Consider the following 12640-nt stretch of genomic DNA (forward strand, 5'->3'; position numbering starts at 1 on the left):
CGGCGAGGGCGGACGTTTCAGCGCCGGCCCTTGCCGTATGTCGCACGGTCGATCGACGGGGCGCCTCGACGCCCCGCGCGACCGCGCGTTTCAATCAAATCGTGAACAGGAAGCCGCGCGTGGCCTCGCGCGCTCAGTTCGTGGAATGCAGCGTTGCCGTGTCGACGGTGGTCGCAGCCGACTGCGGCAGCCCGAACGCTTCGCTCGCGCCCGCGTCGTCGAGCACGGCCGCGAAGATCGACAGTTGCGCACTGTCGGGCATCGGCGCTTTCAGCGCGGCGACGATCAGCGACGACAGCCGCGCGATCATCTGCACGTCGTTCATCGTGCGCCCTTGCGAGAATTCGTCGATCAGGCTTTCCGTTTCAGCGCCCGCGAGCGCGCCGGACAGCGCGCCGATCGCGAAGTGCAGACGCCAGCCGAGCTCCGTGCGCGGCAGGTGCGGCAATGCGCGCTGGAACGCATCGAAGAAGCGACCTGCGACGCTCGCGTAGTGCGCGGTCAGGAAGTTGCGCACGAACGGCGACGGATCGGTGTACGCACGGCCGATCAGCCGCAGGAACCCGGGCCCGCCGCGCTCGGGATCGCGCGATGCCTTCAGCGCGGGAATGAACATCGCGCCGAGCACGTGCTCGCAGGTAATGTGCGTGCCGAGCTGCGCATCGAAGCGGTCGAGGATGCCGAGGCGTTCCTGGTTGAGCTGGTCGAGCCGGCGCGACAGCATCGCGTGGATCAGCGCTTCCTTGCTGCCGAAGTGGTAGTTGACCGCGGCGAGGTTGACCGCCGCGCGCGACGTAATCTGGCGCATCGACATCGCCTCGAAGCCATGCTCGATGAACAGGTCCTCGGCCGCATCGAGGATGCGCGCCTTCGTCCCGCCGGTCTGCCGCGTGCCGGATGACCGTGCCCCGGACGGCCGTCCCGCGGATGGCCGTCCCTCCTGACTTACTGCCATGTCCCGCCTCCCATGCCGGTTGCCCGGCCGCGAACTGGTGATTTGTTTGTCTGATTCAAACAGCCGTTTTTATTAAGATAAAAAATCGCGGACGCAGCGGGCAAGCGGGGAATCTGGACAAATTCCTCTAGTTCGATGTGCGAATGCGGAAAGTATCGTGCGTGCCCTCGACAGGACGGGGCACGCGCGATGATGCGGTGCGGCAATGCGCGGCTTCAGGTGACCGCGCTACGCGTATTGACCGATTGCGTCATGTCGATGCCGCGCCGCTCGCGGCTGAACAGGATCAGCACGGCGATCACGACGGCCACGATGCCGGCCACGAGCGAGAGTGCGAAGCTGTAATTGTTGTGGTTCGAAACGGCGAGCGAGGCCTGCATCGTCGCGTTACCCGACGCGAGCAGGTTGCCGAGCTGGTAGACAACGCCGGGGAAGGTCGCGCGGATCTCGTCGGGCGAGATCTCGTTCAGGTGAACCGGGATCACGCCCCACGCCCCCTGCACCGAGATCTGCATCAGGAACGCTCCGGCGGCGAGGGCAACCGGGCCGCTCGAGAACGCCCACAGCGGCAGCACGGGCAGGGCGATCAACGCAGCGATGAAGATGGCGCGACGTCGGCCGATCCGCTCCGAGATCGCGCCGAACGACAGGCCGCCGACAATGGCGCCGATGTTCAGCACGATCGTGATCCACGACACGGTATGCGGATCGAAGTGATGCTGTTCGCGCAGGAACGTCGGATAGAGATCCTGCGTGCCGTGCGAGAAGAAGTTGAACGCGGTCATCAGCACGATCGCGTAGATCGTGAGCTTCCAGTTCTGCTGCAACGTGGTGCCAAGGCTCGGGCGCTGGCGCTTCTCCATCTGTTTCCATGCCGGCGATTCGGGCACGTGAGCACGCACGTACAGCACGAGCAGCGCGGGCAGCACGCCGACCATGAACATCCCGCGCCAGCCGATGTACTGGTAGAACAGGCCGAACACGACGGACGCGAGCAGGTAGCCGCTCGGATAGCCGGCCTGCAGCAGCCCCGACACGAAGCCGCGCGCATGGGTCGGGACGGTTTCCATCGTCAGTGCCGAGCCGACACCCCATTCGCCGCCCATCGCGACGCCGAACAACGCGCGCAGCACGAGCAGCGCGGTCAGGCTCGGCGCGAAACCCGATGCGAGTTCGAGCAGCGAGTAGCACGCGATGTTGACCATCAGCGTCGGGCGGCGGCCGAAGCGATCGGCGAGCCGGCCGAAGATCAGTGCGCCGAGCGGTCGCATCGCGAGCGTCAGTGTGAGCGCGAACGCGACGGCGGGAATTGTCGATCCGAATTCGGCGGCGATGTCCTTCAGCACGAAGACCATCAGGAAGAAATCGAACGCATCGAGTGTCCAGCCGAGGTAGGCGGCGATCGTGACGTTGCGTTGTTCGCGGGTCCAGCTCATGTCCGAGGTCTCCTCGTTGGCTTGCGCGCTCATGATGTGCATGCGGATGCCGGCCGGCTTGCGCGCGGTGCGGGGGGCATGGATCGAGTGTAGGCCTCGGCGCCGGACGATGTGGGGCGCGATAACGTCGAATCAGGAATAATCCCTAGGAAATGGACTGTTTCGGAATGGGAAACGCCGTCGCACGAAACAGGCGGCGGGCGTCTGTATCATTCCGGAAGGCTGTTTGTATCTGTTTTGTAATGCGCCCGCTGCGCATCGTCACCGAATCAGGAGTCCCGATGACCGAACGTTCCGCCGCCACGCTGCCCGTGCTCGAAACTGACCGGCTGTGGCTGCGTCCGCGTGTGCTGGCCGACCTCGATGCGTGCCTTGCGATGGATCGCGATCCCGAGGTCACGCGACACATCGCGGGCCCGTGGCACGATCCCGTCGAGCATCGGCGCTTCGTCACGCACCGGATCACGCGCGACTATCCGCCGGGCCTCGGCTACTGGTCGATCTTCGAGAAGGCCGCGCCCGATGCGTTCATCGGCTGGATCCTGCTGATTCCCGACTATGCGGGCGGCGCACGCGACGTCGAGATCGGCTGGCGGCTGGTGCGGGCGGCATGGGGGCGCGGCATCGCGAGCGAAGCCGCGGCGGCGGTCGTGCGTCACGCCTTCGACACCGTGCGCCTGCCACGCGTGATCGCCGATATCGCAGAGGCCAACGGCGGCTCGCTGAATGTCGCGCGCAAGCTCGGGATGCATCGCGTGAGCGTCGTGCACGATGGCATTCCTTACATTCGACATCGTCTCGAACGCAACGATCTGCGTGCGTAGCGCGGCGCCGCACGTGTGCGGGTGGTTGTCAGAGATCGTCAACCGGATGCGTATCGAGGTCATGACGTATTAACGGCTCGCACGATCAGGAGTATCGTTGCCGGAATTTCGCAACATGGGGTACGACCATGACGCTCGGCAACGATGTTCACCTGATTCCCGTCAAGCTGGAGGAACTGCGTCCCACGCAGATGACGGTCGGCTATCGCGAAGTCAAGGCGAAGCGCAAGCACTGGAAGGCGCTCAGCAAGCGCGCGCGCAAGGCCGCGATCGAATCGCACTGGTTCCCGGCGGTGCTCGGCCCGGATGGGCTGCACTACATCACCGATCATCACCACCTCGGCCTCGCGCTGATCGAGGAGGGCGAGGCGCGCGTGAACGCGATGCTGCTGAAGGATCTGTCGTGGCTCGATCACACGATCTTCTGGCGGATGATGGAGCACAACCAGTGGGTGCATCCGTTCGGCGCGGACGGCACGCGCCGCGACTACGCGAATCTGCCGAAGGCGCTGACGGGGCTCGTGGACGATCCGTACCGCAGCCTCGCCGGCGAGCTGCGCACGGCGGGCGGCTATGCGAAGGACGCGACGCCGTTCAGCGAATTCCTGTGGGCCGACTATCTGCGCCAGCACGTGTCGCTCGACCAGATCCGCAAGAACTTTGCGAAGGCGCTCGATATCGCGCTGCATCGCGCACATGAGCAGGATGCACGCTATCTGCCCGGCTGGTCGGGCGTCATCGCCGTCAAGCCCTGACCCGCTCATGACGACCGCCCCGATCCGCCCCGATGCCGGCCCGCAGCATGCCGACCATTTCGCCGCGCTCGACGCGGCCTCGCCGCCGCCCACGCGGCGCATCGGCCTCGATGCGCTGGCCGGCCTGTCGATCGCGGGCCTGTTGATCCCCGAGGCGGTCGCGTACGCGGGGCTGGCGAACCTGCCGCCGCAGGCCGGTCTCATCGCATTGCTGTCGGGGCTCGTCGTCTATGCGCTCACCGGCAGCAGCCGCTTCGCGATCGTGTCGTCGACGTCGTCGTCGGCCGCCGTGCTCGCGGCGACCGTGCTGGCGGAGTCGGGGATGGCGCTCGCCGCGCAGCTCGCGCTCGCGGCGGCGCTCGTCGCGATGACGGGCGTGCTGTTCATCCTGGCGGGTGCCGCGCGCCTCGGCGGCATGTCGGACTTCGTCGCGCGGCCGGTGCTGCGCGGCTTCACGTTCGGCCTTGCGCTGACGATCGTCATCAAGCAGTTGCCGAAGATTCTCGCGATCTCCGTGCAGCACAGCGATGCGCCGCATGTCGCGCTCGACCTGATCACCGGTGCGCCGCATGCGAATCTCGCGAGCGTCGTGCTCGGTGCGATCGCACTGGCGTTGCTGTTCGCGCTCGGGCGGAGCTCGCGCGTGCCCGCGACGCTCGTCGTGATCGTGCTGTCGATCGCGGCCGGCTATGCGATCGACTGGCAGCGATACGGGATCGCGATCGTCGGCCATATCGATTTCAAGCATCTCGAGTTCGGCCTGCCGACCCTCGACCGCAACGCGTGGATGCAGACCATCGAGCTTGCGTTCGCGCTGATGCTGATCCTGTACGCGGAATCGTACGGATCGATCCGCAACTTCGCGTTGAAGCATGGCGACAGCGTATCGCCGAACCGCGACCTCGTCGCGCTCGGCTGCGCGAATCTCCTGTCGGGCCTGCTGCACGGGATGCCGGTCGGCGCCGGCTATTCGGCGACCTCGGCGAACGAAGCGGCCGGCGCGCAATCGCGCTTTGCCGGCCTGTGGGCGGCGGGCGTGGTTGCGCTGATCGTCTGGCTGCTGCTGCCGCAGCTCGCACGCACGCCGGAGCCCGTGCTCGCGGCGATCGTGATCTTCGCGGTCAGCCACTCGCTGCATCCGTCGGTATTCCGGCCGTACTGGGCCTGGCATCGCGACCGGCTCGTCGTGATCGCCGCGCTGCTCGCGGTGCTCGTGCTCGGCGTGCTGCACGGGCTGCTCGCGGCCATCGGTGTGAGCCTGCTGCTGACGCTGCGCAAGCTGTCCGAGCCGAACGTCAGCGTGTTAGGCAGGTTGCGCGACAGTCATGATTTCGTCGACGTGGCGAGCCATGCCGACGCGAAGCCGGTGCCGGGCGTGCTGATCGTTCGCCCCGAGGCGCAACTGTTCTTCGCGAACGCGGACCGGATGCTGAACCGTGTACGTGCGTTGATGAAGGCCGTGCCGGATGCGCATACCGTGATGCTGAGCCTCGAGGAAACGCCGGATATCGACAGCACGACGATCGAATCGTTGCGCACGTTCGCGGCCGAATGCACGGCGCGCGGGTTGCGGCTCGCGATCGTGCGGCTCAAGGTGCACGCGCTGCACGCGTTGCGCCGCGCGGCCGACGATACGCTGCGCGACGACGCAATGTCGGAACTGAGCGTCGACGAGAGCCTGCAACTGCTTCATGCCGGGATGCCGCCGGACGGCGACGCCGGCGCGACCGCCGCGTGACGGGGCGGCGCGTCGGCGCGTGTTATTGGGAAACGACGACGCCGGCGGAGCGATCGATCATGCCGGTCACTTCGGCTGCCGTCGGCGCATAGGCGCCGGCATGCTCACAGGCGACCGCCGCGCACGCGGCTGCGTAGCGCAGATGGTCGGCGGCTGATGCATCGGGACGCGCGAGCTGGCTGGCGAGCCAGCCGCCGATGCTCGCATCGCCGCAGCCGACGGTGTCGGCCACTTCGGTCGGGAACGCGGGCTGGAACAGCACGGTGTCGTGATGCAGGAGCTGCATGCCGGATGCGCCGCGCGTGACGAGCATCGTCGCGTCGGGCGCCCACGTGCGCAGTTGCGCGAGCGCGGCGGCTTCATCGAGTTCGGGAAACAGCCCGCGCAGATCCTCGTCGGAGACCTTGATCCAGTCGGCGAGCCCGGCCAGCCGGCGCAGCGTGTCGCGATACGACGGCGCGGCCATCGGCGCACGAAAGTTCGGGTCGAACGAGATCCGCTTGCCGGCCGCCCGCGCAGCTTGCGCAACTTCAATCAGGCGCGATGCGAGCGGCTCGCGCACGACACCGAGTGAACCGACGTGCACGATCTCGGTCGCGTCGAGTGCGCCGGCGGGCAGGTCCGCCGGATCGAACGCGAGATCGGCGCTGTTCTCGCCGATGAAAAAGTAGTGGGGCGGCTGCTTCGACACGACCATCGCGAGCAGCGGCGCGCGATCGACCTGCCGCATGAAGCGCAGGTCGAGCCCGGCGTCGGCGCTCTTGCGCATCAACTCGTCGCCGAAGGTGTCGCGGCTGACCGTGCCGGCGAAAGCCGTCGGCACGCCGAGTCGCGCACCGACGCGCGCGACGTTCCAGCATGAGCCGCCGGCGACGCTGTGCCAGTGCTGCGCGTCGTCGCGGATGAAATCGGTCAATGCTTCGCCGAATACGATCAGGCGGGGAAACGTCGTCGTCATGTCGAAACCTTGTGCCGCGGCGTTGTGCGCGGTCATGCAGCGTTTGATCTGAAAAGGCGGGCAGTGTGGGCCGCCGCTCGTTGCGATGCGGCCTGGCACTGCCCGGTTGCGCGGGCGGACGGGCGGCGCGATCAGCGCGGCGCGCTCCAGCCCTTGTAGGTCTTCACGTTGTCGCGTGTGATGAGCGTCGGTTCGATCAGGATCATCGGGTTGGCCGGCTTCTGGCCGTTCATGATGCCGTAGCCGACGTTGACGGCCTGCTGCGCCATCGCCCACGGATCCTGGCTCGACGACGCCTGCACGAGCGTATTCGACTTGAGCGCGACTTCGATATCGGGCGCACCGTCGACCGACGTGATCACGATGCCCGGGCGGTTCAGCTGTTTCGCGGCGAGATCGCTGCCGATCGCCTGCGGGTCGTTGATCGTGAATACCGCATCGAGCTTCGGAAAACGCGTCAGGTAGCCCTGCATCGCATTCATCCCGCCTTCACGCGAGCCCTTGCCGTCCTGGTCGCTCGACAGCACCTTGATGCCGGCGTTTTTCGCGAGCACGGCCTTGCAGCCGTTGACGCGGTCGATCACGGCCGACACTTGCGGGCCATTCTCGATGATCACGTTGCCCTTGCCGTTGAGTTTCTTCGCGATGTAGTCGCATGCCAGCTCGCCGGCCTTCACGTTGTTGGTCTGCACGGTCGCGTTCGCACCGGCGGCCGCGACGTCGACCGCAACGACCGTGATGCCGGCTGCCTGCGCCTTCTTCACCGCCGGCTCGATCGCCTTCGGATCGGTTGCGTTGAGCAGGATCATGTCGACGTGCGCGGAGATGAAGTTGTCGATCTGCGTGAACTGCTTGTTCAGGTCGTAGTCGGCCGACACGGCCGTGACCTTCGCATTCGGGTTGATCTGTTTGGCGCGCGCCTCGGCGCCCTTGACGATCGTGACGAAGTACGGGTTGCCGAGCGACCCGACCGTGACGCCGATCGATTTGAGCGGCTTGTCGGCCGCGTGCGCGACGGAAGCGCCGAAGGCGAGTGCGCAGGCGGCGGCGGTGAGGGCGGCTTTGTGCTTGAACATGTCGTTGTGTCTCCGTGAAGTTGCTTGTCAAGCGGGCGCAGGGATCGGCCTGCGCCGCAAGGTTGAATGGACGGGAAGGTGCTCAGGTGCGCGCCGAATCGCGCTGGCGGTAGCGGTCGAGCGCGACGGCGCCGATGATCACGAGCCCCTTGATGATGTACTGCCAGATGTCGGACACGCCGAGCAGCACGAGGCCGTTTGTCAGCACCGCGATGATCAGCGCACCGATCAACGTGCCGACGATCGAGCCGACGCCGCCGACGAAGCTCGTGCCGCCGAGAATCACCGCGGCGATCGCGTCGAGTTCGTACGACTGGCCGAGCTGCAGGCCATTGGCCGCGTAGAGCCGCGCGGCCGACATCACCGCGCCGAGGCCGGCGAGCAGGCCCGACGCCGCATACACGAACAGCTGGATCGCACGCACGTTGATGCCCGACAGGCGGGCGGCTTCCGGGTTGCCGCCGACCGAATAGATGCGCATTCCGAGCACCGTGCGACGCAGGATGAACCACGAAATCGCGATCACCGCGCACGCGATCACGACGAGCCACGGCACGCCGAGGATCGTGCCGTTGCCGATGAACGCGAACGGCAACTGCGGATTGAACACGGTCGTGTCGTTGCCGATCAGGCGCGCGACGCCGCGCACGGCCGTCATCGCGCCGAGCGTGACGATGAACGGCGGCAGGCGCAGGAACGAGATCAGGCCGCCGTTGATCGCGCCGAACACGAGGCCGACGAGGAGCGCGAACGGCACGCCGAGCCAGCCCCAGCCCGGGATGGTCGACGCGAGCAGCGCCGCGACGGCGGCGGCGGCGAGCACCGAGCCGACCGACAGGTCGATGCCGCCTGTCAGGATCACGAAGGTCATGCCGGCGGCGAGCACGATGTTGATCGACGCCTGCTGCGTGACGATCGACAGGTTCTGCAGCGTGAAGAAACCGTCGGTCAGGAAGCCGAAGCCGATGCACAGCACGAGCAGCACCGGCAGCATGCCGGCGGTGCGGATCAGCGACTGCATGCGGGCGCGATGATCGGCGCCGCGCATCAGGGGCGTACGGTTGGCGACCGGGTGGGCCGTCGCGGAAGCGAGGTTCCGCTGCTTGGTCGGGTTGATCATTTCGGTAACCTGAATGTAAGAAAGGAATGAAATGGACGAGGCTCAGTGCGCGTCGGCGAGTTCGGCTTGCGAGCCGGTGGCGAGCGCGATGATGGCTTCCTGCGTGATGGGCGTCTGCGTGTAGCCGCCGAGTTCTCCGGCGATTTCGCCCTCGCGCATCACGAGTACGCGATCGGCCACGCCGATGATCTCCGGCAGTTCGCTCGAGATCACGATGATACCCACGCCGGCCCGGGCCAGTTCGTTGATGATCCGGTAGATCTCGGATTTCGCGCCGATGTCGACGCCGCGCGTCGGTTCGTCAAGGATCAGCACGCGCGGTTTCGTCTCGAGCAGCCGCGACAACAGCACCTTCTGCTGGTTGCCGCCGGACAGCGCGCCGACGTTGACGTTCGCGTGGGGAACGCGGATCGACAGCGACGTGATGGCGTCGCGCGCGCGTTCGGCGCCGCGCGCGAGGTCGAGTGCGCCGAGCCGCGCATCGCGGTTGCAGACCGAGATGTTGATGTTGTCGCGCACGCTCATGTCGAGGAACAGGCCCTGGCGCTTGCGGTCTTCGGTCAGGTAGACGAGGCCGGCATCGATCGCGTCGCGCGGCGAGTGCGCGCCGAACGTGCAATCGCCCACCTTCACATCGCCGCGCACGCGCGGTTCGGCGCCGAAGATCAGGCGCGCGAGTTCGGTGCGGCCTGCGCCGACGAGCCCCGCGATGCCAAGCACTTCGCCCGCGTGCAGGTCGAGGCTGCAGCCGCGCACACGCGAGCCGTCGGCGATGTCGCGTACCGACAGCAGCAGGTGGCCGGGGTCGTACGGCGCGTGTTCCTTCTTGTAGAAGCCGGAGATGTCGCGGCCGACCATCATGGCGACGAGACGCTCGGCCGACAGCGATGCGCGTTCGAGCGTGCCGACGTACGTGCCGTCGCGCAGCACCGACACACGGTCGGACAGTTCGTAGATCTCCGCCATCCGGTGGCTGATGTAGATGATCGCGAGACCCTCCTCGCGCAACTGGCGGATCAGCCGGAACAGGTGCTCGGTTTCGCGCGACGACAGCGGCGTGGTCGGCTCGTCCATCACGAGGATGCGCGCACGGGTGTGCACGGCGCGCGCGATCTCGACGAGCTGTTGCTCCGCGATCGACAGCGTATCGACGAGCGTGTCGGGCCCGAACGATGCGCCCAGGCGCGCGAGCACGTCCTCGCAGCCGCGCGCCATCGCCGCGCGGTCGATCGTGCCCCAGCGCCGGTTGCCGCGCCGCAGTTCGCGGCCGATGTAGATGTTTTCCGCGACGGTCAGATTCGGCGACAGGCACAGCTCCTGGTAGATCACCGCGACGCCCGCATCGCGCGCGGCAAGCGGGCCGTCGATGTCGATGCGGACGCCGTCGATCAGGATCTCGCCGCCGGCGTCGGCGCGGTATGCGCCCGACAGGATTTTCATCAGCGTCGATTTGCCGGCGCCGTTTTCGCCCATCAGCGAATGGATCTCGCCGGGATAGACGGTCAGGCTGACGTTGTCGAGTGCGCGCACGGCCGGGAACGTCTTGCTGATCCCGCGCATCTCGAGCAGCGGGCGGGGCGACTCAGATCGCGACATGGTTGACCTCCTGCGAGTCGGTGCGGGCGCCCTTGAGAATGCCGGCCCGCGGAGAGAAGTTGAAGAACATTGGCAGCGTGGCCGCGCCGATCGCACCGGCGTCGGCGCCGAACGTGCCGCGCACGAGTACCGGTGTGCCGCGCGCTTCGGGCGCGGTGGCCACGAGCGCTGCGCGCAGGCGCGTCGTGACCGCGTCGAGCAGGCCCGCGTCGGTATCGGCGTCGAGCACGACCACCGGCGCATCGATCACGCACAGCATTGCGCGCAGTGCCGGTGCCAGCGCGTCGACGCAATCGTCGATCCATTCGTCGACGGCCGGCAGGCCGCGGGCGATGCACGCTTCGAGATCGGCCCGGTTGTCGACCGTCTCGCCGTGATGGCGCAGGTGGCGCACCAGCGCATGCAGCGATGCGCGCGCGAGCAGGATGTCCCACGGGCCGCGCGGCGGTGGCGCGGAGGCCAGCCGGCTCGGCGGCACGGGAATCACGGCGATGTCGCCCGCATTGCCGGTCACCCCGCGCAGGCAGTCGCCATCGATCGCGATGCCGCCGCCGATTGCCGGCCCGATGAACAGGTAGACGAAGTCGTCGCACTGCCGGCCGTATCCGTAGAACAGTTCGGCGATCGCGGCCGCGTTGCCGTCGTTTTCGCCGAAGACGGGCAGCGATTGCGTGCGACCGAGGTCGGCCGCGAAATCGACGTCTTCCCACGCGCGGAACGTGTCGGGTGCGAGGCCGAGTTCGCGCATCCACGCGCCGAGGTTGTAGGGCTGCGCGACGCCGATGCCGGTCAGGCGCGCGCGCTCGTGGTCGGGGAGCAGGGCCTGCATGGCGTCGATGTCGTGGCGGACGATCTCGAGCACGTCGGCGGGCGGCGGCAGCAGCGTGTCGTGCGAGCGTCGGCCGAGCACGTCGCCCGCGAAATTGACGAGTGCCGTTTCGATGCGCATGCGGTCGAGATGGACGCCGATCCCGAACGCGCCGCGCGGATCGAGGCGGATCAGCGAGGCGGGCTGGCCGCGCTGGCCTTCGGTGCGGCCAGCGAATTCGATCAGCTTCGCGCCGGCGAGCGACGTGATGATGCTGCCGACCGCCGTTCCCGTCATGTTCGCAAGGCGGGCGAGGTCGGCCTTCGACGCGCTGCCCGCGCGACGCAGCGTCTTCAGCAGCAGGCGCTCGTTGTAACGGCGCACGTTGGCCGAGTTGCTTCCCTGGCCGAAGTGCGGGCTTCTCATGGCGTCTCCTTCCATGGTGCGCCGTTCGGCGGCGCATTAAATAAATCACGTTGATTTATTTAACCGCGTGGGCGGCGGAATGTCAGCCTAGGGAAATCCCGGCTTGGGGTGGAGGCGGGGATGCTGGTGCGGGGTGTCCGGAATCGGGGATGGGGCGCGGAGATCGAGGAGACCAAGCCAAGGGTGGCTTGTGGGGTGATCCGAACCCGGAGCAATGGGTTGTCGCCGGGTTTGCCGCGTGCCCTTACGGCTCGCCGGCGCTGGCCGCGCAAACCGAAGCGACTGGTTTGCTCTCGGGATGGGGGCGTAGCCGGAAATGAAAAAAGGCCGGCTAGAAGCCGACCTTTTTAGAAAACAGATGGTGCCCAGGAGAGGACTCGAACCTCCACGATGTTGCCACCGCTAGGACCTGAACCTAGTGCGTCTACCAATTCCGCCACCTGGGCACGTTTTGCAGTAGCTGCTTGCTGCAAAGAAGCGAAATTATAGCGCGTATTGCGTGGCTGTCAACAGAATTTGAGGTCGCGAACGAAAATAATTGGGCGGGCTTGTTCGGGGCATCGGGCGGGGTGCGCAAACGTCGCGGTCGCCGACGTGCACCGTCGAATTTGCGATTCCGGTTGCGCACGTGAGCACATCAATTCCGCAGTCGGGAATGAGGAGAGATCGACTGGAAGCGGGCCGCTTTTGAAAGCAGATGATGGTCGGGAGGGGAGGGTTCGGTCACACATGCGCCCCCTGGTTTCACTTGCAGGCGCAGCCTTTCGAGACCTCGCGCAAAGCGAGTAGGCGCGTTGCTTCCTGGGCCGGAAATGAAAAAAGGCCGGCTAGAAGCCGACCTTTTTAGAAAACAGATGGTGCCCAGGAGAGGACTCGAACCTCCACGATGTTGCCACCGCTAGGACCTGAACCTAGTGCGTCTACCAATTCCGCCACCTGGGCACGTTT

At 66.7% G+C, this 12640-nt stretch carries 10 protein-coding genes and 2 tRNA genes; 3 read left to right on the top strand and 9 right to left on the bottom strand.

The window, feature by feature from the left end; all coding sequences use genetic code 11:
- Positions 1 to 133: 133 nt before the first annotated feature.
- Together LGN17_RS19080 and LGN17_RS19085 are read right to left on the bottom strand one after the other, a co-directional pair.
- On the bottom strand, positions 134 to 955 hold the full coding sequence (locus tag LGN17_RS19080) for a TetR/AcrR family transcriptional regulator (RefSeq protein WP_175952922.1): 822 nt from the start codon (positions 953 to 955) through the stop codon (positions 134 to 136).
- A 215-nt stretch (positions 956 to 1170) separates the two neighbouring features.
- A complete protein-coding gene (locus LGN17_RS19085; protein ID WP_226198138.1) occupies positions 1171 to 2391 on the bottom strand; it encodes an MFS transporter in 1221 nt (406 codons plus the stop codon).
- A 281-nt stretch (positions 2392 to 2672) separates the two neighbouring features.
- Between LGN17_RS19085 and LGN17_RS19090 the strand changes: the two genes are divergently transcribed.
- From LGN17_RS19090 to LGN17_RS19100, 3 genes are all read left to right on the top strand, one after another.
- The gene (locus LGN17_RS19090) at positions 2673 to 3215 is read left to right on the top strand and encodes a GNAT family N-acetyltransferase (RefSeq protein ID WP_226198139.1); all 543 of its coding nucleotides are present in this window, start codon (positions 2673 to 2675) and stop codon (positions 3213 to 3215) included.
- Between the two features lie 128 nt (positions 3216 to 3343).
- Entirely contained in the window at positions 3344 to 3970 is a 627-nt protein-coding gene (locus tag LGN17_RS19095) for a ParB-like protein (protein ID WP_226198140.1), read from the top strand.
- A 7-nt stretch (positions 3971 to 3977) separates the two neighbouring features.
- A complete protein-coding gene (locus LGN17_RS19100; protein WP_226198141.1) occupies positions 3978 to 5708 on the top strand; it encodes a SulP family inorganic anion transporter in 1731 nt (576 codons plus the stop codon).
- A 22-nt stretch (positions 5709 to 5730) separates the two neighbouring features.
- On the opposite strand, the gene LGN17_RS19105 is transcribed toward LGN17_RS19100, so the two are convergent.
- The 7 genes from LGN17_RS19105 to LGN17_RS19135 all read right to left on the bottom strand — a co-directional run bounded on the left by LGN17_RS19105 (position 5731) and on the right by LGN17_RS19135 (position 12634).
- Positions 5731 to 6666, bottom strand: a complete 936-nt coding sequence (locus tag LGN17_RS19105; RefSeq protein WP_226198159.1) for a carbohydrate kinase family protein — start codon at positions 6664 to 6666, stop codon at positions 5731 to 5733.
- A 131-nt stretch (positions 6667 to 6797) separates the two neighbouring features.
- Positions 6798 to 7742 carry an ABC transporter substrate-binding protein gene (locus tag LGN17_RS19110; protein ID WP_226198142.1) on the bottom strand — a complete coding sequence of 315 codons (945 nt, stop codon included), beginning with the start codon at positions 7740 to 7742 and terminating at the stop codon, positions 6798 to 6800.
- A gap of 82 nt (positions 7743 to 7824) precedes the next feature.
- Positions 7825 to 8862, bottom strand: coding sequence for an ABC transporter permease subunit (locus LGN17_RS19115; RefSeq protein WP_226198143.1), 1038 nt, complete (start codon positions 8860 to 8862; stop codon positions 7825 to 7827).
- Between the two features lie 42 nt (positions 8863 to 8904).
- On the bottom strand, positions 8905 to 10458 hold the full coding sequence (locus LGN17_RS19120) for a sugar ABC transporter ATP-binding protein (protein ID WP_226198144.1): 1554 nt from the start codon (positions 10456 to 10458) through the stop codon (positions 8905 to 8907).
- Complete coding sequence (locus tag LGN17_RS19125) at positions 10445 to 11692, bottom strand: ROK family protein (protein ID WP_226198145.1); 1248 nt, start codon at positions 11690 to 11692, stop codon at positions 10445 to 10447. Before LGN17_RS19125 ends, LGN17_RS19120 begins: the two co-directional genes overlap by 14 nt.
- Positions 11693 to 12051: 359 nt before the next feature.
- Positions 12052 to 12138: transfer RNA gene (locus LGN17_RS19130), tRNA-Leu, on the bottom strand.
- 409 nt (positions 12139 to 12547) lie between these two features.
- Positions 12548 to 12634 (bottom strand) — tRNA-Leu (locus LGN17_RS19135).
- Positions 12635 to 12640: the final 6 nt, after the last annotated feature.

This window comes from Burkholderia sp. AU30280, assembly GCF_020420125.1.
GTDB lineage: Bacteria > Pseudomonadota > Gammaproteobacteria > Burkholderiales > Burkholderiaceae > Burkholderia.